Genomic DNA, 21,638 nt, shown 5'->3' with positions numbered 1-21,638 from the left:
ACTCAGCGGGAGAAGGCATGCACGACAACCGGACATTTGGCGAAGTCCTGCTCGATTTGCAGCACATCAGCCTGTCGTTTGGCGGCGTGAAGGCATTGACGGATATCTCGTTCGACGTTCGCGAGCACGAGATCCGCGCGATCATCGGCCCCAATGGCGCGGGCAAAAGTTCCATGCTCAACGTGATCAACGGCGTCTACCACCCGCAGCAGGGCGCGATTGTCTTCCGTGGGCAGTTGCGACAGCGAATGCATCCGACGTCGGCGGCGCGCCAGGGCGTGGCGCGCACGTTCCAGAACATCGCGCTGTTCAAGGGCATGACGGTGCTCGACAACATCATGACGGGCCGTAACACCCGAATGCGCTCGGGCCTGCTGGCCAGCGCGCTTTGGTGGGGCCGCGCGCGGGAAGAGGAAATGGCGAATCGCGTCAAGGTTGAAGAGATCATCGACTTTCTCGAAATTCAGCACATCCGGAAGACGCCGGTCGGACGTCTGCCTTACGGTCTGCAAAAGCGTGTCGAGTTGGCGCGCGCGCTTGCCGCCGAACCGGGGCTGCTGTTGCTCGACGAGCCGATGGCCGGCATGAATCTCGAAGAGAAGCGCGACATGTGCCGCTTCATCCTGGACGTCAACGAAGCGTTCGGCACGACGATTGTGTTGATCGAACACGACATGGGCGTTGTGATGGATATCTCCGATCGGGTCGTGGTGCTCGATTACGGCAAGAAGATCGGTGACGGAACCCCCGCTGAAGTCAGGGCGGACCCCGAGGTCATACGTGCCTATCTGGGAGTAGCGCACGGAATGCCCGCCGCCGAATGACGGCCTGGCGATAGACGATTGCCGGCAACGCGTTGGCAACTGGGAGACATCGATGCAGTTCTTTATGGAAATCCTGATCGGCGGGCTGCTCTCCGGGGTGATGTATTCCCTCGTCGCGCTCGGCTTCGTGCTGATCTTCAAGGCATCCGGCGTTTTCAACTTTGCCCAGGGTGCGATGGTGTATTTTGCGGCGCTGTCGGTGGTCGGCCTGATGGAGCACGGCTTGCCGCTGTGGCTGGCCGCGATTGGCGCATTCGGCGTCATGGTGTTGATGAGCCTGGCGACGGAGCGCTTCGTGCTGCGAAAGCTGGTGAATCAGTCGCCTATCACGTTGTTCATGGCGACGATCGGGCTGTCGTTCTTCCTCGAAGGCCTCGCGCCTTTGTTGTGGGGCAATGAGGTGCGTCCGCTGTCGCTGGGCATCGTCGACGAACCCATCGCATCGATCATGGACTCGACGGGCGTGCTCGTAAGCCGCTTCGATCTGGCCGCGGCCGGCATTGCCGCCGTGCTGGTGGCATTGCTGGCGTTGTTCTTCAAGGCCACGCGCATCGGCCGCGCGCTTCGTGCCGTGGCCGACGATCACCAGGCGGCGCTCTCGCTGGGTATTCCGTTGCAGCGCATCTGGGTCGTGGTGTGGAGCGTCTCGGGGTTCGTTGCGCTCGTTGCCGGCATGCTCTGGGGATCGCGCAACGGCGTGCAGTTCGCGCTGACGATGACCGCGCTCAAGGCGCTGCCGGTGCTGATCCTGGGTGGCTTCACGTCGATTCCGGGGGCGATTGTCGGGGGATTGATCATCGGCGCGGCGGAAAAGCTCGCAGAGATCTACGTGCCGCAACTGCTGGAAAGTCAGTTCAGTGGCAATTTCGGGGGCATCGAGGGCTGGTTCCCTTATGTCTTTGCCCTGCTGTTCCTGCTGGTTCGCCCGGAAGGACTGTTTGGCGAGCGGCATATCGATCGGGTCTGAGCCGACGGCTGTCAACTCGAAACGAACGTACAAGCATTTACCGCAGAGGCCATCCATGTTCTATCGCGAAGCCGGGCAGTTCAAGACCTCTTACGAAGCCGATAGCCAGATCTTCCCGATCCGCCAGGATCGGTTCGCCGTCTGCGCTTTACTTGCCGTCGCGTTCGGCGTGCTGCCGTGGGTGGCCTCCGAATACTGGCTTACGGCGATTCTCGTGCCGTTTCTCGTGTTTTCGCTCGCGGCGCTGGGCCTCAACATCCTGACGGGCTATGCGGGGCAGTTGTCTCTGGGAACGGCGGCGTTCATGGCGGTGGGCGCCTACGCGTCGTACAACTTCCAGTTGCGCATCGAAGGCATGCCGATTCTTGCTTCGTTCGCGCTGGGCGGCGTTTGCGCCGCGCTCGTGGGCGTGGCGTTCGGCTTGCCATCGCTTCGCATCAAGGGCTTCTACCTGGCGGTCGCCACGCTGGCAGCGCAGTTCTTTGTGCTCTGGGTGCTGACGAAGTTTCCATGGCTCTCGAACCACAGTTCGTCCGGGGTGATCACCGCGCAGAAGATCTCGATGCTCGGTGTCGACGTTGACACGCCGGTACGCAAATACCTGTTCGTGCTCGGCGTCGTCACGGTGATGGCGTTCGTGGCGAAGAACCTGGTGCGATCACACATCGGTCGCGCGTGGATGGCGGTACGCGACATGGACGTCGCTGCCGAGGTGATCGGTATTCCGCTGATGCGCGTCAAATTGCTCGCCTTCGCGGTCAGCTCTTTCTATTGCGGTGTGGCTGGCGCGCTGTATGCCTACTGTTACCTAGGTTCCGTCGAGCCGGACGGCTTTTCGCTCGATCTATCCTTTCGCATCCTGTTCATGATCATTATCGGCGGCGTCGGCAGCGTTCTGGGGAGCTTTCTGGGCGCTGCATTCATTCTGCTGTTGCCGATTCTGCTCGATAGCGTGTTGCCGGCGATGGCCACGCTTATGCATCTGCCGTTCACCAATGCGACCGTTTCGCACATTCAGTTGATGGTGTTTGGCGGGCTCATCATCTTCTTCCTGATTGTCGAGCCGCATGGGCTGGCGCGGCTTTGGCAAATCGCCAAGGAGAAGTTGCGCATCTGGCCCTTCCCGCATTGAGGTTGGACACGGTGGCGCACGGTGCGTCGTGCGGTGCCGCGGCAGCGTTTGCCATGAAAAAAACCACAGACGGAGACACAGTATGAACACGAAACAATTGACGGCATCGTTAGGCATGGCGCTCGTGCTTGGCATGGGGATCACCGGCGCGTCGTTTGCGCAGTCGAACGATCAGTTCATCGCACTTGCCGACTACCGGGTCGGCCCGTACGGGGCGAACGGACAGTCCTTCTATGGCGGCTTTATCGACTATCTGCAATACGTGAATCTCAAGCATGGCGGTGTCAACGGCGTGAAGTTGACATGGGAGGAGTGCGAGACCGAGTACAACAACGCCAAGGGCGTGGAGTGCTACGAGCGTCTCAAGGGAAAGAACCTGGTCACCAAGGGCACGGCGTACCACGTGATGGCGACGGGCATTTCGTACGCGCTGATCGACAAGACAGCGACGGACAAGGTGCCGCTCGTGATGATGGGTTACGGCCGTACCGATGCGGTGGATGGTTCGGTATTCCCGTGGGCGTTCCCGCTGGTCACGACGTACCAGATGCAAGCGTCGGCCATTATCAAGTTCCTGGCCGACAAGAACCATGGCTCGTTGAACGGGAAGAAGATCGTCTACCTGTATCACGACTCGGCGTATGGCAAGGAGCCGATTGTCGCCTTGCAGGCCGAATCGAAGATCCACAAATTCAACCTGGTCGAGATTCCGGTGGCGCATCCGGGGAACGAGCAGGGCGCGCAATGGTTGCGAATCCGGCAGGAAAACCCCGACTACGTCGTGTTCTGGGGCTGGGGCGTGATGAACCAGACCGCGCTCAAGGCGGCGCAAAAGGTCGGTTATCCGCGCGACAGGATCGTCGGCAGCTGGTGGGCCGGCTCCGAGGAAGACACGATTCCGGCGGGCCCGGCGGCCAAGGGGTACATGAGCGCTACCTGGAACGTGGCGGGCAAGCAGGTGCCGCTGATCGCGGACATCGAGAAGGTGGTCTATGGCGCAGGCAAGGGCAATCTGCAAGATTCGTCGAAGGTTGGCTCCGTGCTCTACAACCGCGGCGTGTCTGCGGCGGTCGCCACGGTCGAGGCGCTCAATACCGCCCAGAACAAGTTCGGCAAGGGCCGGGTCATGACGCCGGAGCAGGTGCGTTGGGCGCTCGAGAATCTGAATATCGACGCGGCCCGCCTGAAGACCCTGGGCGCCACGGGACTGCTGCCCGACATCAAGACGAGCTGTGAGGATCACGAGGGCTCAGGCAAGGTGCGCATCCAGCAATGGGATGGGGCCAAGTGGGTGATGGTATCCGACTGGATCGAAGGCAATCGGCGTCTGATTCACCCGCTGTTCGAAGCGTCGGCCAAGCAGTATGCGAAAGAAAAGGGGATGACACCCGCCTGCTACAAGATGTGATCGACGCCGTCGTCCGCATGGCGAAGTGCAGTGCGGACGACGGTCGACGACCCACAGTCGCATCGATTCTGGAGTCACGCATGGAAGCGAGTTTGAGCGTCAACAATATCGAAGTCATCTACGACCACGTCATTCTCGTGCTCAAGGGCGTGTCGCTGACGGTGCCCGAGGGCAAGATCGTTGCATTGCTCGGGCCAATGGGGCTGGCAAGAGTACGACGCTCAAGGCGATTTCGAATCTGCTGCAGGCCGAGCGCGGCGAAGTGACGAAAGGCACGATCGACTATCGCGGCGAGCGCGTCGAGAAGCTTACGCCGAACGGCCTCGTCACACGGGGCGTGATCCAGGTGATGGAGGGACGCCATTGCTTCGCGCACCTGACCATTGAAGAAAATCTGCTGACGGGAGGCTATGTGCGTCACGCGTCACGTAGCGCGCAACAACATGCGCTGGAGCGCATCTACGCCTATTTTCCGCGCTTGAAGACGCGACGCAAATCACAGGCGGGCTACACCTCGGGGGCGAGCAACAGATGTGCGCGATCGGGCGCGCGATGATGGCGCAGCCGTCGATGGTGCTGCTCGATGAGCCGTCGATGGGGCTTGCACCGCAGATCGTCGAAGAGATCTTTGCGATCGTGCGTGATTTGAATCAGCGGGAGAACGTCAGTTTTCTGCTGGCAGAGCAGAACACGATGGTGGCGCTGCGCTATGCGGACTACGGCTACATCCTTGAGAACGGGCGCGTGGTGATGGACGGTGACGCGGCATCGCTGCGCGATAACGAGGACGTCAAGGAGTTCTATCTTGGCATCGCCAAGGACGGGGACAACAGTGCGGGGAGCTTCCGCAACGTCAAGAGCTATCGACGACGCAAGCGCTGGATTGCGTGAGCGCTTGCCCGTGTGGACGACTGTGCACCGATCGTTAATCCTCAACGTATTTCCGTCACTATGAACGATTACTTCGACAAGCTGGAAACCCGCGCGCCGGAGGTTCGCGAAAAGGCGCTGTTAGCGGCGTTGCCGACGCAGGTCGGACACGCTCGGGCGCACACGGCGTACTTTGCGCAGGCGCTCGGGGCGGTGGACGCGCGCGAGATCGTTTCGCGCGATGCACTGGCGGGTCTGCCGGTGACGCGCAAGTCCGACCTGACGGCGTTCCAGGTGCGCCATCCGCCGCTGGGGGGCTTGAATGCCACGCCTGTCGGCGCCCTGGCGCACGTCTATCAATCGCCCGGGCCGATCTATGAGCCGGACGGGCGCGGCAGCGACTGGTGGCGGTTTGCGCGCGCGATGTTTGCGGCGGGACTGCGCGCCGGTGATCTGGTCTACAACACTTACTCGTATCACTTCACGCCGGCCGGGATGATGATCGAGACCGGTGCGGCGCGGTTGGGCTGCTGCGTATTTCCCGCGGGCGTCGGGCAGACCGAATTGCAGCTCGAGGCGATTCGTCATTTGCGACCGGTCGCCTATGCAGGCACGCCGTCATTCCTGAAGATCCTGATGGAGAAGAGCGAATCGGTCGGTGCGGATGTCGGCAGTATTCGACGCGCTACCGTGTCCGGCGAGTCGCTGCCGCCTTCGTTGCGCGAGTGGTTCCGTGCGCGTGGCGTGACGGCACGGCAGTCGTATGGCACGGCGGATTTAGGATTGATTGCGTTCGAGAGCGACGCGCAGGCGGGCTTGATCGTTGACGAAAACGTGCTCGTCGAGCTGGTGGAGCCGGGCGGCACGAAGCCGGTGCCCGAGGGCGAAATTGGCGAAGTGGTTGTCACGAATTTCAATCCGGACTATCCGCTGATTCGGTTTGCGACGGGGGATTTGTCCGCCGTGGAGGCGGGGATCAGCCCTTGCGGGCGCACCAATATGCGGCTCAAGGGCTGGCTCGGACGCGCCGACCAGACGGTGAAGGTGCGCGGTATGTTCGTTCATCCGGGGCAGATTGGCGAGATTGCCAAGCGCTATCCGGAATTGGTGCGCCTGAGGCTAAGGGTAGAGGGGCGTGTCGGCGAGGATCGGATGCGCCTGATTTGCGAGACGAACACTGCGCCGCCGGAAGGCTTGGCCGCACGGGTGCAGCAAACGTTGCGCGACGTGACGCGACTGCGCGGGGACGTCGATTTCGTCGCCGCCGGAACACTGCCGGCCGATGGGACGTGGGTCGAAGATGCGAGAGCTTACGATTGAGTGTCGTGCCGCGGCAACGCCGATCGTCACACCGACCGACGTTGCCGCCCGAATCTGCCGAGGGCTTATTCCGGCACCGCCATCGACGCCGGTGCGCGATAGATGGACTTCTTCCATTGCAGCCCGATCAGGCAAACCAGCGACACGGCGGCGAGGGCGCTATAGAACAGTGCCAGCGGCCACCACTGTCCCGGCCACGCGTGGGCCAGCACGGTGCCGATCAATGGCGTCAGACCGCCGGCGATCGCCGCGCAGCACTGGTACGACAGCGAAATGGCGGAGTAGCGATAGCGTACGTCAAACGCTTCGGTCATGAGCCCAGCCATCACGGCATACGACCCCGACATGCACACCACCGCAATCCCGATGCCGATGACGATGGCCACGGGCCGCCCCGTCGACACCAGGGCGAACATGGGGTACGGCGAGAGCATCGCGAGCCCGGCGGCCCACGCGAGAAACTTGACCGGCCCGACACGCTGCGCGATCCACCCGGAAAAGAGCTGGTTGAAGAAGTGAACGAACGCCACCACGAACAGGCAGTCCAGAATCATCTCGCGGCTCAGCCCAAGCGTCTGGGTGGTGAAGCTGAGCATGAACGTGTTGAGGAACCATGCGCCGGCCACGCCGATCACGTTCGCGCCGAGGCAAAGCAGTACGGTGCCCCATGCGTTGCGCAGCACGTCGACGATCGGAAGGCGCGCAGGCTTCTCGCGTTCGATCGCTGCCGTGAACTCCGGGGACTCCGATACGCTCGCGCGGATGAATACACCAATGACGAGCAGCACCGCGCTGGCCAGGAAGGGCAAGCGCCAGCCCCAGCCCATTAGCGTTTCGCGCGGAAGATGTCCCACCGTCTTGAAGGCGAGCAGCGCGAGAATCAATCCGGCCGGGCTGCCGAGCTGAGCGAATGACGCAAGGAAGGTGCGCTTGCGTTGCGGCGCATGCTCGCCCGCCATCAGCACCGCGCCGCCCCATTCGCCGCCGATCGCAATGCCCTGGGCGATGCGCAGCACGACGAGGAGCGTGGGCGCCAGTACCCCGACGCTCGCATAAGTCGGCAGGAAGCCGATGCCGACGGTGCCGATCCCCATGATCGCCAGCGTGGCGACCAAGGCTTTCTTTCGGCCGATCCGGTCGCCGATGTGACCGAAGATCAAGCCCCCGAACGGACGCGCGAAGAACCCGACCGCAAACGTGCCGAACGATGCCAGCGTGGCGTAGAACGGATCGCCTTGCGGGAAGAAAAGCTTGTTGAAAATGAGCGCCGACGCCATCGCATAGATATAGAAGTCATACCATTCGATGGTGGTGCCGACGAAAGCGGCGAAGGCGGCACGGCCCGGCTGACGCGCCGGGCTGCCCTGAGCGTGGTTCTGCATGGAATGTCTCCAGGTGAGGATGGCCGGTCTCGATCGCCGGCTTGTTTCGAATGGGGGCTTCGACTGCGTGTTTCGGATGATCGGTAAGCGCGTTCAGCCTTTGAGCACCCCGGCGTCGAACAACCGCTGCTGCGTTGTTGCGTCCACACCGAGTGCGTCAAGCACGGCGCGGGTATCGCCGCCGAGGGAGGGCGGGGGCGTGCGATACGTCGCTGGCGTTCGCGAGAGCTTGATCGGAGTGCCGGTGCCGCGGTACGCGCCGATTTCGACGATCAGTTGGCGGTGGCGCGTATGCGGGTGCCGGGCGACGGCGTCGACGGTTTGCACGGGCCCGCACGGCACGCCGCCACGAATCAGCTCGGCCGCGAGCGGCTCGCATGCATGGGCTTGCAGAAGCGTTTCCAGGATCTCCTTCAGCTCGCGGCGATGTTCGCAACGACTGCGGTTGTCCGCGAAACGCGCGTCTTCGGCGAGTTCGGGCGCGTTCAGATGCGACACCAGCTTCGCGAATTGCCGGTCGTTGCCGACAGCGAGAAAGATGGGCTCGGTCGCGGTTCGGTAGCTGTCGTACGGCGTGATGTTCGGATGCGCATTGCCGCTGCGTTGCGGCGTGCGGCCGTTGCCGAAGTAGTTGGGCAAGTGCGGATGCAACAACGAGACGGCACAGTCGTACAGCGCGATATCGAGCGACTGACCCCGACCGCTCTTTTCGCGTTCCGCGAGCGCCAGCAGAATGCCCGACAGCGCATTGAGCCCGGTGACCATGTCCACCACCGGAAGACCGACGCGCAGCGCGGGTCCTTCACTTTCGCCATTCACGCTCATCAACCCGCCATCGCCTGAATGGCCGCGTCGTAGCCGGGCAGGCCGCCGAAGGTGCCGTCCGGCCCGAAGCCCGAGATCGCGCAGTGAATCAAGCGCGGATAGCGCTCGGCGAGCCTGGCGTATTCCATCCCCCAACGCTCGAGCGTGCCGGGTTTGAAGTTCTCCACGAGCACGTCGGCGCCGTCGAGTAGCTGCCACAGCACTTCGCGACCTTCCTCGCGGGACAGGTCGACGCAAATCCCTTGTTTATTCCGGTTGACGCCCACGAAGTACGAGGCCGTCTCGCCGACGAAGGGCGGGCCCCAGCCGCGCGTTTCGTCGCCGCCCGGGGGTTCGAGCTTGATCACTTGGGCGCCGTGGTCAGCGAGCGCCTGCGTGCAGTACGGGCCGCCCAGCACCCGGCTCAGGTCGATGACGCGAAGTCCCTGAAGGGCGCCAGTCACACGAGCGGCGCTCATCGCGCACCGCCTTCATGCGTGGGCATGAGCGACATCGCGGCGTCGAGGGAGACCGGCGTCTCATCGACCAACTGACGAAGCAACGGCGCATCGTCACGGACATCCTTCGGCGCGAGCGGGTCGCGCGGCAGCAGCTTGTGTTCGACGATGAGGAGGGCAAGGGCAAGCCGGCGAAAGTCGGGGGCGAGGCGCGCCGCTTCCGTCGCCATGAACACTGCCGTGGTCGCGTTGTACACGGCGCTTGCCACCTCGCGCACGTTTTCGTCGCGACCGCACTCCGCCACGCTGTCGAGCGCGGCGCTGGCGCGCTCGAATACGCCGCGCAGCAACGCGACCGTGGCCGGCGGCAATGCCGCATCGTCGAGCAGCGTATGAACGTACTGGCCGAGCGATGCCAGCGCGCCTTCGCGTCGTGTTGCCCGTGCCACGTCCAGCGCAACGATGTTGCTCGTACCCTCCCAGATGGAGCCCAGATGCGCATCGCGCACGAGTCGCGGGTCGGCCCACTCCTCGATATATCCCACGCCACCCCGCACTTCCATCGCATCGCCCGTTGCCTTGCGAGCGTCTCGGCACGCGCGCAGCTTCACGAGCGGCGTGAGGATACGCACGCATTTGGCCGCCAGCGCTTCGCCGCGGTCGGCGCGGGGAAGGAGCGTCGCGATTTGCATGAACATCGATCGCGCCTGTTCCGCCGGCAACATGATCTTCATCAACTGGCGCTGCATCAGCGGCATCTCGATGAGCTTTCGACCGAAGGCCGAACGATGTCTCGCCACATGAAGCGCTTCGGTGAGGGCGCGGCGCATCAGGCCGGCCGCACGTACGCCATTGGACAGCCGCGACATGTTGATCATGTCCGCCATCTGCTGGAAGCCACGGCCCACTTCGCCGATGAGATAGGCCTCGGCGCCGTCGAGCACGATTTCGCCGCTTGCCATCGAGCGGCTGCCGAGTTTGTCTTTCAGCCGAACGATCTCATAACGGTTGCGCGTGCCGTCTTCAAGCACCTTCGGGAGCAGGAACAGCGCCAGTCCCTTCATGCCTTCGGGCGCGTCGTCCGGACGGGCGAGGACCATGGCCAAATCGGCATCGGCGTTCGAGCAGAACCACTTGTCGCCGGTCAGCTTCCAGACCTCGTTGCCGTCGGCATCGACGCCGCGCGTCGCGCGCGTCACAGTGCGTCCGGTATCGGAGCCTGCCGCCTGCTCAGTCATGAACATCGCGCCCTGGAAGAGCGTGTCGAAGTCCTGCGACACGAGCCTCGGCAGATAGCGGTCCACGAGCGCCTTCGACCCGAACTTGCGCAGCGTGCGCGTGAGCGAATCGGTCATGCTGACCGGGCAGCAGAGGCCGAATTCGGCCTGGACGAACAGGAACGTGAGCGCGTACTTGACGAGCGGTGGCGGCGCGTCGCTGCGATGACTCATCGAGGCGAGGCCGAGTTCGCTGTATGCCACGCGTTCGAGCGAGACGTAATCCGGGTGTTTCTCGATGTACTGGATCGCCTCGCCGCGGCGCGTGCGCGGGCGAAGCATGGGCGGATGGTGGTCGGCGGTCGTCGCCCATGCGTCGAGTTCGTCGGACGCGCGTTGTCCCAGTGCGACGAGTCTGTCGTGGACCCCATGGAACACCGTCTCGCCCAGGTAGCTCTTGAGCAGCGCGCCGAACGATGGGTCGCTAAGGAAGAAATTGATGCCGCGGCTATCGGGGATGTTAGACGTCTCGGGCGTTTGCCGAAGTTCGAGCATTCACTGTCTCCTGGATTATCGTGCGGCGCCTCGGCACCGTACCTTCTTGGAGACCAGCGTACGTTTCGGTCCGATAATCGTCCAATACAATTGATGGCACGTACGATAAGATCTATTTATCGTTATCCGGGGGAGCGCTTTCATGGAACTGAGGCAACTCAGATACTTCGTCGCCGTCGCGGAGGAATTGCATTTCGGCCGGGCGGCGCGTCGGCTCTTCATTTCGCAACCCGCACTGAGCTTCGACATTCGCCGCTTTGAGGAACAACTCGGGGTCAAGCTGCTTGAGCGGAGCAACAAATCGGTGGCGCTGACCAATGCGGGGCAAGTGCTCCTGGGCGAAGCCCGGCGGCTGTTGGAGCAGGCGGAGGACGTGGCCAAGGTCACGCTGCAGTCCGCGCACGGGCTCGCGGGACGCCTGCGCATTGGGTTCGTCAACTCGATGCTCTACCGGGGGCTACCCGAAGCCGTGCAACAGTTCGAATCGGCGCATTCGTCGGTGGAGATTGTGCTCAAGGAGATGAACACGGCGGAGCAGGTGCGAGCGTTGCAGCAGTTGCAGATCGACCTGGGCTTTGCCCACTGGGGGCACTTTCCGGCTGAAGTCGAGACGCAGGTGTGGATGTCGGAGGCGTTGCTTTGTTGCCTGCCCGTCGATCATAAGCTGGCGAAGCGGCGGCGCATCGACTTGCGTCAACTCTCGGACGAGCCGTTCATCCTGTTCCCGCGCACGGTGTCTCCGCATTACCACGACCAGATCATTGCCACATGTGTCGAGGCGGGGTTCAGTCCCCAGATCCGACACGAAGCACGGCTATGGCAAACGGTCGTGACGATGGTCGAATTTCAGATGGGGGTCGCGCTGGTGCCGGAAGCCTTGGCGCGCACCCGGTCTCAGCGGGCCGTCTTCATTCCGCTCGCACGAAACACGTTCTCCTCGCAAATTCTGCGGTTGACGCGGTCCGGAAGCCAACTGGATCTGACCGAACGCTTTCTCGCCGCGCTCACGACGGACGATCGAGCAAGGGCGCGCTGAATCTGCACCCCCAACGGATAGGCGACGGCCAACCCGTTGGATCGGTTATAGGCCCCCACCTCTAAGGGTTTCCCATCATCTTGACTTCGGCTTTTCTTTCGCCAATACTTTGTCCGTACAAAGTAATAAACACCGAACAAAGTCGGCGTACCCAGCGAAGTGATCGAATTCAGGAGGAGGGAGACATGGACGCACTGCAACCCCAGACGGAGACCACGCGCCGCATTCGTGCGAGCTACGGGCGCTATCTCGAGGAGTTCGAGGTTGGCGATATCTATGAGCACCGCCCCGGGCGCACCATCACCGAGGCCGACAACATTCACTTCTCGCTGCTGACGATGAACTTCCATCCGATGCATTGCGATGCCGCCCACGCGGCCAAGAGCGAATTCGGTCAACTGCTCGTCAATAGCGGACTGACGGTCGCCATCGTCCTCGGCATGACCGTCAACGACGTGAGCGGCAAGGCCATCGCCAATCTCGGCTGGAAAGAGATCAAGCTCACCGCCCCGGTGTTCTGCGGCGATACGCTTTACGCCGAATCGCAGGTCCTGGAGAAGCGCGAATCGCGCTCGCGTCCCACGCAAGGCATTGTCACCGTGCACACCCGCGCCTTTAACCAGAACGGCGTGCAGGTCATGGAATTCGTGCGCAGTGCACTGATTCCGAAACGCGGCCACGGCGTCGGCGACTGAGCCGGGCAGCGCGGCTCACACGGTACGTTCCAATCGACATCACGCGGGCTGCGCCGAGACGCTCTGCACCCGCGGTACGGCTCGCCGTGATGGCACGGCGATGGAGGCAAGGATGCAAGGCAACATCCGGCAAGGCGGTGCAGCAGCGATACCCGACTCGCTCGGTCATCCCCGAGACGTCAGCCCGACCGCAAGCTATTCCGTCCCCCCCGCCGAGGGATCCCGGCATGTCGACGCCGCCAGCGCCGCGCGCTGGGTCGATCAGTTCGGCTCGGCACCGCTGAGCCCGGTGCATGCAGTCGCGCTCGCCAACGCCGCACACGGCATCACCGAGGCCGCCGCCGTGGCTGCGCGCGCGCTCGACTGGCTCACGCCCGATGCCTTCAACGTTACGCTGCGCCAGCAGGAGATAAGCGATGCGAACCCTGCACGCTGAGACAAACGACTCGGCAAAAGGCTCGGCAACGGACGCAGTTCCGGGGCGCGACATGTTCGGCGCCACGTGCGTCGAACGCACGGCCGTCGCGCTCGACGCAGCGGGGGCCGCCGGCCTTGCGGGCGGCTTCGTGCGTCTGCGCGGCGATGCCGCGCTCGAACAGGCACGTGCCGTCGACCACGCGATCCGCGACGATGTCACGCTGCCCAACAGCCGCGTGTTGGGCGCGACCCTCGCACACAAGGACATGTTTTTCCGCGCCGGCGAACTGACCGAATGTGGTAGCCGCATCCTCGCCGGGCATCGGCCGTCACAGACGGCCACGGTGCTCGCGCGCCTCGATGCCGCAGGCGCCGTGGATCTTGGTGCCCTGCACATGGCGGAGTTCGCCATGAGCCCGACAGGCTTCAACGCGCACCTCGGGCATGGCCGCAACGCCTGGTCGCCGGAGCACGTCAGTGGCGGGTCGTCCAGCGGCAGCGGCGTGGCCGTCGCGCGGGGTCTTGCGTTCGCCGCCCTCGGTTCCGATACCGGGGGCTCCGTCCGTATTCCCGCCGCCGTCAATGGCGTCACCGGCATCAAGCCGACCCAGCACGCGGTCTCCACGTACGGCGTGATGCCGCTGTCGCCGAGCCTCGATTGTGTCGGCGTGCTGGCGCGTACCGCGGCCGACGCGGCGGCGGTGCTCGAAACCGTCTGGGGGGCGGACACCAACGATCCCCATTGCCTGGTCAGCCAAGCCCGCGATTTCAATAGCGAGTTGGCACGGCCGTTGGGCGAGCACGATGTTGTCGCGGTGCCCGAATTCGACGCCACGGCCCTGATCTCCGACGAAATCCGTGCTGCCGTTGCACGGGTGACGCAAGCGCTCGAAGCCTGCGGCGCGACCGTTCGCAAAGTCCCGCTGCCCGATCTGCGCGAAGCCGGCGCGCTTGCCACGCTGATGCTCGGCGCCGAGGCCGCGTCGATTCACGGTCCGTGGCTGCGTGAGCGCCGCGACGCGTACGGCGAGCAGGTGTTGCGCCGGCTGGAGCGCGGCCTGCTGTATCCGGCCACACGCTACGTCGACGCGCTGCGCCTGCGAACCGGCTACACGCAGTCGTTCGTCGAGCGCTATCTGGCAGGGGCGCAGGCGCTGCTGCTGCCCACGTTGCCGTATGCGGTGCCGACCATCGCCGAGACGCTCGACGGCGATGCCGACGAGATCGAACGGCGCTTCGGCGACTTCTCCTACTGGACACGTGGCATCAACTACTTGGGCCTGCCGGCGGTTGCCGTGCCGGCCGGACGCACGCAGAACGGATTGCCGACCGGGGTGCAGCTGATCGGTCGCGCCTGGCGCGAAGATGTGTTGCTGCGTCTCGCACATCAGTTACAGCAACATACAGACTGGCACCTGCCGTCGGTGGACCGTATCGGGCCGCTCGACCGAGCAGCAAGGCCGGCGTGTCTTGATACGACGAGATCGTTAGCGTCGCAGTCAGCGATGGACAGGAAGAGGTAACGCAAGCCGAGAACGATGACGCCATCGTTCTCCGCAGGTCAATTTTTGCTCGCATCACGTTCGCTTCAGACGAACGGATGCCGCCAACGTTCAGGAGACAACCGTATGAACGCAACCTCCGTCAACGCTGGGGCCCGGCTCGACCGGCTTCCCCTGGCGAGGTTTCACTGGAAGATTCTCGGACTCATCAGTGGTGGCGCGCTACTCGACGCCTTCGATGTCTACCTCGCAGCCGGCGTGCTCGCGGCGCTGGTCAAGAGTGGCTTCTCGACGCTGCAGCTCAACGCGGCCTTCATCTCGGCCACCTTCTTCGGCATGCTGATCGGCTCTGCGCTGGCCGGCTATGTCGGCGATCGCTTCGGTCGACGCTATTCCTACCAGATCAACCTCGCCGTATTCGGCATCGCGTCGCTGTTCGCGTGCTTCGCCCCGAACATGGCCACGCTGATCGTGCTGCGTTTCGTCATGGGCCTGGGCCTCGGTGCGGAGCTTGTCGTGGCCGCCGGCACGCTGTGCGAGTTCGTGCCGCCGGCCTACCGAGGACGCTGGATCTCGTTGATGGGGCTCATCATCAACTCGGGTCTGCTGATCGCCACGAGTGTCGGGTACATCGTGATCCCGAACCTCGGCTGGCGCTGGATGTTCGCCATCGCAGGCGCGGGGGCACTCGCCATCTGGATCATGCGCAAGCGCATGCCGGAATCGCCGCGCTGGCTCGAATCGGTGGGTCGCACCCAGGAAGCGGAAGCCACGCTCGCCGAGATCGAGGGCCAGGTGAAGCGTCAGTTCGGCGCGCTGCCGCCGGTGCCGCCCGCGCAGCCGGTGATGGCGCGCAATGTGCCCCTGTCGGTGCTGTTCTCCAAGCCCGTGATCGGCCGCACGCTCACCGCCGCGCTCACCTGTATCGCGATCAATGTGGCCGTGTATGGCTTCGTGGCCTGGCTGCCGACCTTCTTCGTCAAGCAGGGACTGACGGTGGTGCAGTCGCTCGGATTTACCACGCTGATGGCCTTTGGCGCCCCGGGCGGTGCGTTGGTCGGTTACCTGCTGGGCGATCGCCTTGGACGTCAGCGCGGCCTCGTTCTGTTCTCGGCGGCCACGATCGTGCTCGGCTTCCTGTATCCGCAAATGCGTGATGCGGTGTCGATCTCGGTGGTCGGCTTCTGCCTGGTCACATCGATCTATACGGTCGTTACGCTCGGTCTGTATGGCTATATCCCCGAGTTGTTCCCGACGGCGTTCCGGTTGCGTGGCACAGGCTTTGCCGGTGTGTGTGGCCGTGCGGCGTCGATGAGCACGCCGTATCTGGCTGTCGCCCTGTTCCAGCACTTCGGCATCTCCGGTGTATTGGCGATGGTGAGCGGCGTGCTGGGCCTGCTGATCGTCGCGCTGCTGGTGCTGCGCGTGGAAACCAATCAACAGTCGCTCGAAGATATCAGCGTGGCCAACGACGTCGGTCTCGGTGGCACCGCGACAACCCGCGCCATGCATGTAGAGCACTAGCCCCAACACCTTGTATTCGGACAGGAAGGAGACAGCATGACTTCAGAAGTGAACCACACGCCCAAGGGGATCTCGGCGACGCTGGCCTCGTTCGCTCTGGGCCTTTCGCTCGACGCGGTGCCGATGGTTGTGCGCGAACGCGCCAAGCATTTGCTGCTCGACGCGATCGGCCTGGCCTACGCGTCGCAGCCGGCCGACTTCACCCGGGTTGCGCTCGAAGGTCTCACGGCCCTGAGCGCCGGAGACAAACCGGGCGCGACGGTGATCGGCCGTGGCCATCGCCTCAACACACGCGACGCGATGGTCATGAACGGCGTGCTCGTGCACGGCCTCGACTTCGACGACACGCATTCGCGCGGCGTGATCCATGCCACCGCGAGCGTGCTGCCGTGCGTGTTCGGCGTGTCGGAACTGCGCGGTGTCGATGGCGCGCAGACGCTGGCGGCCTACATCGCCGGCATGGAAGCGGCAACGCGCATCGGCTCGGTGGCGAAGGGGGGATTCCATCAGGTGGGATTCCATCCGACCGGAGTCGTGGGGATCTTCGGCTGCACGCTGGCGGCCTCACGCCTGCTGGGCTTGAACGCGCAACAGACTGCAATGGCGCAGGGCATTGCGCTGTCGATGGCCAGCGGCAGCCTCGAATTCCTGCAAGACGGCGCTTGGACCAAACGCTTGCATCCGGGCTGGGCAGCGCAGTCGGCGTTCACCGCGGCGACCATGGCCGCGCACGGCTACATCGGCGCATCCGCACCGTATGAAGGGCGCTTCGGCCTGTTTTCGAGCTACCTCGGCGAACAGCGCGGCAATGCCGATCTGGCGCTCGCGACGGAAGGCCTTGGCGAGCAATGGCAGATCGAGGAAGTCGCGATCAAGCCGGTGCCGGCCTGCCATTTCACGCACGCATTCGCCGACGCTGGCACGGCGTTGCACAAGGTATGGCAGCAACGAGGCGCAAAGATCAACGAACTGGGCGATCAGGTCGAGCGCATTCGCGTGAAGGTGCCCGAGGCGGTCGTCAAAACGGTGTGCGAGCCGGTGGCCAACAAGCGCCGTCCGGCCAACAGCTACGACGCGCAGTTCAGCGTACCTTATGTGGTATCGAGTGCCTTGATCAAAGGCCACTTCACGCTCGACGAACTCGAACCGGCGGCGCTGCGCAACGACGCGGTACTCGCGCTGGCCGCGAAGGTCGAGTACGAGATCGACCCGGCCAGCACCTTCCCGCGCCACTATACGGGGGAAGTCGTGCTGGAACTGCGCGACGGCAGCACGCTCGCGCATCGCGAGGCGATCAATCGCGGTAGCGCGGATCGTCCGCTCAGCAATGAGGAAATCGTGGAGAAATACGTCGCCAATGCCGCGCGTGTACTGCCGCAGGCACGCGTTGACAAGGTGCGCGAGACCGTGCTCGCTCTCGACCGCCTGCCGGCGGGCGCCCTGCACGCCGTGCTCGGCGAGGCGGTCTAGGCCGCGATTGAATGTCTGGAGATAGTGAGATGACGCAAGTGGAAAACAACACCGCAGGGCAAGGCGAGGACGATACCCTGATCCTCGACATGCTCGACCGCTTCCTCAAGGTGGAGGTCAAGCCCTATGTGCATGCCCTGGAGAAAGCCGACGAGTATCCCGCCGAGATCGTCGAGCAAATGAAGGAGATGGGGCTGTTCGGCTGCCTGATCGCGCCCGAGTACGGCGGATTGGGACTCTCGACCCGCACCTACGCGCGCATGATCGAGCGCATGTCGGCGGTGTGGATGTCGCTCAGCGGCATCGTCAATTCGCATCTGATCATGGCGATGACGGTGCAGCGCAACGGTACACCGGACCAGAAGGCAGCCTTCCTGCCGCGCTTCGCGACCGGCGAGTTGCGCGGCGGCATCGGCCTGACCGAGCCGGATTGTGGCACCGATCTGCAGGCGATCCGCACGACCGCCACGCGCGACGGCGATCATTACGTGGTCAATGGCGCGAAGACCTGGATTACCAACAGCTTGTACGGCAATTGCCTGGTGCTGCTGGTCAAGACCGATACGACGGCACAGCCGCGCCATCGCGGCATGAGCCTGCTCATAGCGGAGAAGGGGCCGGGCTTCGAAGTGAGCCGCAAGCTGGAAAAGCTCGGTTACAAGGGCATCGATACTTGCGAACTCAACTTCGATAACTACCGCGTGTCGGTCGACCGCCTGATCGGCGGAGAGGAGGGGCGCGGCCTGAAGCAGATCCTGAGCGGGCTGGAGCTGGGTCGCATCAACGTCGCGGCACGCGGTCTGGGCATCGCGGTGGCGGCACTCGACGCGTCGGTGGCCTACAGTCAGCAACGCAGGACCTTCGGCAAGCCGATCTGCGAGCATCAGGCGATTCAGCTCAAGCTCGGCGAGATGGCGACACGCGTGCATGCCTCGCGGTTGCTCGTCGATGCGGCGGCGCAGGCGTATGACCGCGGCGAGCGCTGCGACATGGAAGCGGGCATGGCGAAGTACTTCGCCACCGAGGCCGGCGTCGAGAACAGCACCGAGGCGATGCGCATCCACGGCGCCTACGGTTATTCGAAGGAATTCGACATCGAGCGTCTGTATCGCGATGCGCCGCTGCTCGTGATCGGCGAGGGGACCAACGAGCTGCAACGCATCATCATCGCAAAGCAATTGATCGAGAGGAATCCGGTATGAGCCTGCCACTGTCCGGACTGCGGGTGATCGCAGTCGAGCAATACGGTGCCGGTCCGTTCGCCACGCAGCATCTGGCCGATCTCGGCGCCGACATCATCAAGATCGAGAACGCGAAGGACGGCGGCGACGTCGGCCGCGCGGTCGGCCCGCACTTCTTCGGCGAGGGCGACAGCCACTTCTACGAAGCGTTCAATCGCAACAAGCGCAGCATGGCGCTCGACCTCAAGAGCGCGGAAGGCCGGGAGATCCTGCTCAAGCTGGTCGAGTCCGCGGACGCCGTGTTCGACAATCTGCGCGGCGACCTCCCCGTCAAGCTCGGCCTCGACTATGCGTCGCTGGCGCGCGCGAACCCCGCGCTGGTATGCGTGCACTTGTCGGCTTACGGCCGCACCGGTTCGCGCAAGGCGTGGCCCGGCTACGACTACCTGATGCAGGCCGAGGCCGGCTATCTGTCGCTCACCGGCGAGCCGGACGGTCCGCCCGCGCGCTTCGGCCTGTCGATCATCGACTTGATGACCGGCACGACCGCCTCGATGGCGTTGCTCGCCGGGGTGCTCGAAGCGCGCAAGACGGGCACGGGGCGCGACCTCGATGTCAGTCTGTTCGACGTGGCGCTGCATAACCTGGCCTATGTGGCCACGTGGTACCTGAACGGCGGACACATGACGCGGCGCGAACCGCGTTCGAGCCATCCGTCGCTCACGCCCAGCGAGTTGTACCGCACGCGCGACGGCTGGATCTTCCTGATGTGCAACAAGGAGAAGTTCTGGGGCGTGCTGGCGCAGGAGATCGGCAAGCCGGAATGGATCACCGACCCCGAGCTTTGCAACTATGCGGCGCGCCTGAAGCATCGCAACCGTGTGCGCCGCGAACTCGACGACGTGTTGATGGCCGAGGACACGGCGACGTGGATGCAGCGCTTCGCGGGCAAGGTGCCGGCGGCGCCGGTGCATGATGTTGCGCAGGCGCTCGACAATCCATTCGTGGCCGAGCAGGCGCGTGTGATGGACTTCGAGCACCCGGAGCATGGCCCGATCAAGGGCGTGGCGTCGCCGGTGCGCATCGACACGCCGCTGCCGGCACGCGCGGCGCCGCGAATGGGCGAGCATACGGACGAGGTGCTGCGTGAAGCCGGGTTCGGCGACGACGCGATCGCTTGGCTGCGCGAACAAGCTGTGGTGCAATGACACCATTACTCCTCACCGGCAACGCCGATCACGCGCATGACCCCATTGCTTAACCAGCAGCCACGCTATCTTCAGCTCGCGCAGACGCTGATCCATGAGATCCGCGACGGCCGGTACGCGGTCGGTGACTTCCTGCCGACCGAATTCGATCTGTGCGAGCAGTTCGGTGCCAGCCGCTTCACGGTGCGCGAGGCGGTCAAGCGCCTGGTGCAGATGGGGCTGGTGGATCGCCAGCCCGGTGTCGGCACGCGCGTGTTGGCGCGCGAGGCGGTCAGCGGCTACCAGCAGGTGATGCGGCAACTGGGCGACTTGCAGCAATACACGGCCGACACCGAGCTGGAGATCCTGGCGCGCGATCTGGTCGAAGTCGACGAGACACTGGCGCCGGTGCTGCGCGCCGGTAATGGTGAGTCGTGGCTGCATCTGTCGGCGCTGCGGCGCAGTGGCGGCGAGCCGGACCCCATTTGTGTCAGCGACATCTATATCCATCCGGCGTTTCGTTCGCTGGAGGGGATCGCGGACAGTTCGCACGTGCCGATCTACACGCTGATCGAAGAGCAGTTCGGTGAGAAGATCGCGGCGGTGCAGCAGGAGATTCGGGCCACGCTTATCACGCCGGCGCAGGCGCGCTGGCTCAACGTGAAGCCGAAGTCGGCGGCCTTGTGGATTTGCCGGCGGTATCTGAATCGCCGCGAGGAAATCGTCGAGGCGGCGATCAGCATTCACCCGGCCGACCGCTTCAGTTATTCGGAAACATTTCAACGCGACTGGCGCGCCGCCTCCTGACACCCCGTCAAAGCGTCGGGAAGGGCGCCCGCGCAAAGGGGCACCCATGAACGCTGTATCCACGTATTTGTTCGTTCCCGGCGACCGTCCGGATCGCTTCGACAAGGCGCTCGCCACCGACGCGGCACGCGTGATCCTCGATCTCGAGGACGCCGTTTCTCCCGATAACAAACAGACGGCGCGCGACGCGCTTTTTCAATGGCTGGCGCAGCACGGCGAAGACTCGCGCGTGTTGGTGCGCATCAACGGCGTAAATACGCCCTGGCATGCCGACGATCTGCGATTGACGGAAATGCCGGGCGTCGCGGGGATCATGTTGCCAAAGGCGGAGCGGGCCGACGAGATGCAGGCGTTGCGCGCCTGCTTGCGCGAGTCGCAGACGCTTTATGCGCTGATCGAGACGGTGGATGCGGTGGTGAATTTGCGCGAAATCGCGGGGGCGCCGGGGGTGACGCGCCTGGCATTCGGTACGGTCGACTTCTGCGCGGACGCCGGCATTGGCGACGACGGTGCCGCGCTCGATGCGATTCGCACGCAGTTCGTGATCGAGTCACGCTATGCGCGGTTGCCGGCGCCCATCGACGGGGTGACCGTCGCGATCGGCGACGACGATGCGTTGCGTGCCGACGTGCGCCATTCGCGCGCGTTTGGTTTCGGGGCAAAGCTTTGTATTCACCCGAGGCAAGTCGGGATCGTGCGCGACGGCTTCCTGCCGACGCAACAGGAAGCCGAGTGGGCGATGCGGGTGCTCGATGCGGTCGCCACGGGAGGCGCAGGCGCGATCGCCGTGGACGGCAAACTCGTTGATCGGCCAGTCGTGGAGCGGGCCAAGGCGATCGTGGGACAGCTTGTTTAGGGGCACTCCGGGGGAGACTCGGTGCT

Annotated in this window: 17 protein-coding genes and 2 pseudogenes; 16 read left to right on the top strand and 3 right to left on the bottom strand. The window is 64.0% G+C overall.

Going from position 1 to position 21,638, the window contains the following annotated elements; genetic code table 11:
• Positions 1 to 17: 17 nt before the first annotated feature.
• The 6 genes and pseudogenes from DRB87_RS14355 to DRB87_RS14330 all read left to right on the top strand — a co-directional run bounded on the left by DRB87_RS14355 (position 18) and on the right by DRB87_RS14330 (position 6,521).
• Positions 18 to 824, top strand: coding sequence for an ABC transporter ATP-binding protein (locus DRB87_RS14355; protein ID WP_130026384.1), 807 nt, complete (start codon positions 18 to 20; stop codon positions 822 to 824).
• 52 nt (positions 825 to 876) lie between these two features.
• Positions 877 to 1,791 (top strand): branched-chain amino acid ABC transporter permease, encoded by a 915-nt coding sequence (locus tag DRB87_RS14350; RefSeq protein ID WP_130026383.1) that lies wholly within the window; start codon positions 877 to 879, stop codon positions 1,789 to 1,791.
• Positions 1,792 to 1,846: 55 nt separating this feature from the next.
• Complete coding sequence (locus DRB87_RS14345) at positions 1,847 to 2,923, top strand: branched-chain amino acid ABC transporter permease (RefSeq protein ID WP_130026382.1); 1,077 nt, start codon at positions 1,847 to 1,849, stop codon at positions 2,921 to 2,923.
• A gap of 115 nt (positions 2,924 to 3,038) precedes the next feature.
• Entirely contained in the window at positions 3,039 to 4,331 is a 1,293-nt protein-coding gene (locus DRB87_RS14340) for an ABC transporter substrate-binding protein (RefSeq protein WP_240756317.1), read from the top strand.
• A gap of 80 nt (positions 4,332 to 4,411) precedes the next feature.
• Positions 4,412 to 5,222, top strand: a pseudogene (locus DRB87_RS14335) (ABC transporter ATP-binding protein).
• Between the two features lie 60 nt (positions 5,223 to 5,282).
• Positions 5,283 to 6,521, top strand: a complete 1,239-nt coding sequence (locus DRB87_RS14330) for a phenylacetate--CoA ligase family protein (protein ID WP_130026380.1) — start codon at positions 5,283 to 5,285, stop codon at positions 6,519 to 6,521.
• A gap of 65 nt (positions 6,522 to 6,586) precedes the next feature.
• Here DRB87_RS14330 and DRB87_RS14325 read toward each other — a convergent pair whose 3' ends face one another.
• From DRB87_RS14325 to DRB87_RS14315, 3 genes and pseudogenes are all read right to left on the bottom strand, one after another.
• A complete protein-coding gene (locus DRB87_RS14325) occupies positions 6,587 to 7,903 on the bottom strand; it encodes an MFS transporter (protein WP_130026379.1) in 1,317 nt (438 codons plus the stop codon).
• 93 nt (positions 7,904 to 7,996) lie between these two features.
• Positions 7,997 to 9,186 (bottom strand): annotated as a pseudogene (locus DRB87_RS14320) (CaiB/BaiF CoA transferase family protein).
• Complete coding sequence (locus tag DRB87_RS14315; protein ID WP_130026378.1) at positions 9,183 to 10,937, bottom strand: acyl-CoA dehydrogenase family protein; 1,755 nt, start codon at positions 10,935 to 10,937, stop codon at positions 9,183 to 9,185. Before DRB87_RS14315 ends, DRB87_RS14320 begins: the two are co-directional and overlap by 4 nt.
• Before the next feature lie 142 nt (positions 10,938 to 11,079).
• On the opposite strand from DRB87_RS14315, the gene DRB87_RS14310 reads away from it, so the two are divergent.
• From DRB87_RS14310 to DRB87_RS14265, 10 genes are all read left to right on the top strand, one after another.
• On the top strand, positions 11,080 to 11,973 hold the full coding sequence (locus DRB87_RS14310; RefSeq protein WP_130026377.1) for a LysR family transcriptional regulator: 894 nt from the start codon (positions 11,080 to 11,082) through the stop codon (positions 11,971 to 11,973).
• Between the two features lie 185 nt (positions 11,974 to 12,158).
• Positions 12,159 to 12,668: a MaoC family dehydratase gene (locus tag DRB87_RS14305; protein WP_130026376.1), complete on the top strand. Its 510-nt coding sequence runs from the start codon at positions 12,159 to 12,161 to the stop codon at positions 12,666 to 12,668.
• Between the two features lie 112 nt (positions 12,669 to 12,780).
• On the top strand, positions 12,781 to 13,104 hold the full coding sequence (locus DRB87_RS14300) for a hypothetical protein (protein ID WP_130026375.1): 324 nt from the start codon (positions 12,781 to 12,783) through the stop codon (positions 13,102 to 13,104).
• Positions 13,085 to 14,608, top strand: coding sequence for an amidase (locus tag DRB87_RS14295; protein WP_130026374.1), 1,524 nt, complete (start codon positions 13,085 to 13,087; stop codon positions 14,606 to 14,608). The genes DRB87_RS14300 and DRB87_RS14295 overlap by 20 nt, the downstream gene beginning before the upstream one ends.
• 105 nt (positions 14,609 to 14,713) lie before the next feature.
• Positions 14,714 to 16,111, top strand: coding sequence for an MFS transporter (locus DRB87_RS14290; protein ID WP_130026373.1), 1,398 nt, complete (start codon positions 14,714 to 14,716; stop codon positions 16,109 to 16,111).
• 36 nt (positions 16,112 to 16,147) lie between these two features.
• Positions 16,148 to 17,581 carry an MmgE/PrpD family protein gene (locus tag DRB87_RS14285; protein WP_130026372.1) on the top strand — a complete coding sequence of 478 codons (1,434 nt, stop codon included), beginning with the start codon at positions 16,148 to 16,150 and terminating at the stop codon, positions 17,579 to 17,581.
• 29 nt (positions 17,582 to 17,610) lie between these two features.
• Complete coding sequence (locus tag DRB87_RS14280) at positions 17,611 to 18,783, top strand: acyl-CoA dehydrogenase family protein (protein WP_130026371.1); 1,173 nt, start codon at positions 17,611 to 17,613, stop codon at positions 18,781 to 18,783.
• Positions 18,780 to 19,970, top strand: coding sequence for a CaiB/BaiF CoA-transferase family protein (locus DRB87_RS14275; RefSeq protein WP_130026370.1), 1,191 nt, complete (start codon positions 18,780 to 18,782; stop codon positions 19,968 to 19,970). Before DRB87_RS14280 ends, DRB87_RS14275 begins: the two co-directional genes overlap by 4 nt.
• 36 nt (positions 19,971 to 20,006) lie before the next feature.
• Positions 20,007 to 20,756 carry a GntR family transcriptional regulator gene (locus DRB87_RS14270; RefSeq protein ID WP_130026369.1) on the top strand — a complete coding sequence of 250 codons (750 nt, stop codon included), beginning with the start codon at positions 20,007 to 20,009 and terminating at the stop codon, positions 20,754 to 20,756.
• A 46-nt stretch (positions 20,757 to 20,802) separates the two neighbouring features.
• Positions 20,803 to 21,612, top strand: coding sequence for a CoA ester lyase (locus DRB87_RS14265; protein ID WP_130026368.1), 810 nt, complete (start codon positions 20,803 to 20,805; stop codon positions 21,610 to 21,612).
• The last annotated feature ends 26 nt before the right edge of the window (positions 21,613 to 21,638 follow it).

The organism is Pandoraea sp. XY-2, assembly GCF_004193915.1.
GTDB lineage: Bacteria > Pseudomonadota > Gammaproteobacteria > Burkholderiales > Burkholderiaceae > Pandoraea > Pandoraea cepalis.
Note: the sequence above shows the minus strand (reverse complement) of the source record. Positions and strands in the feature narration are given on the sequence as shown.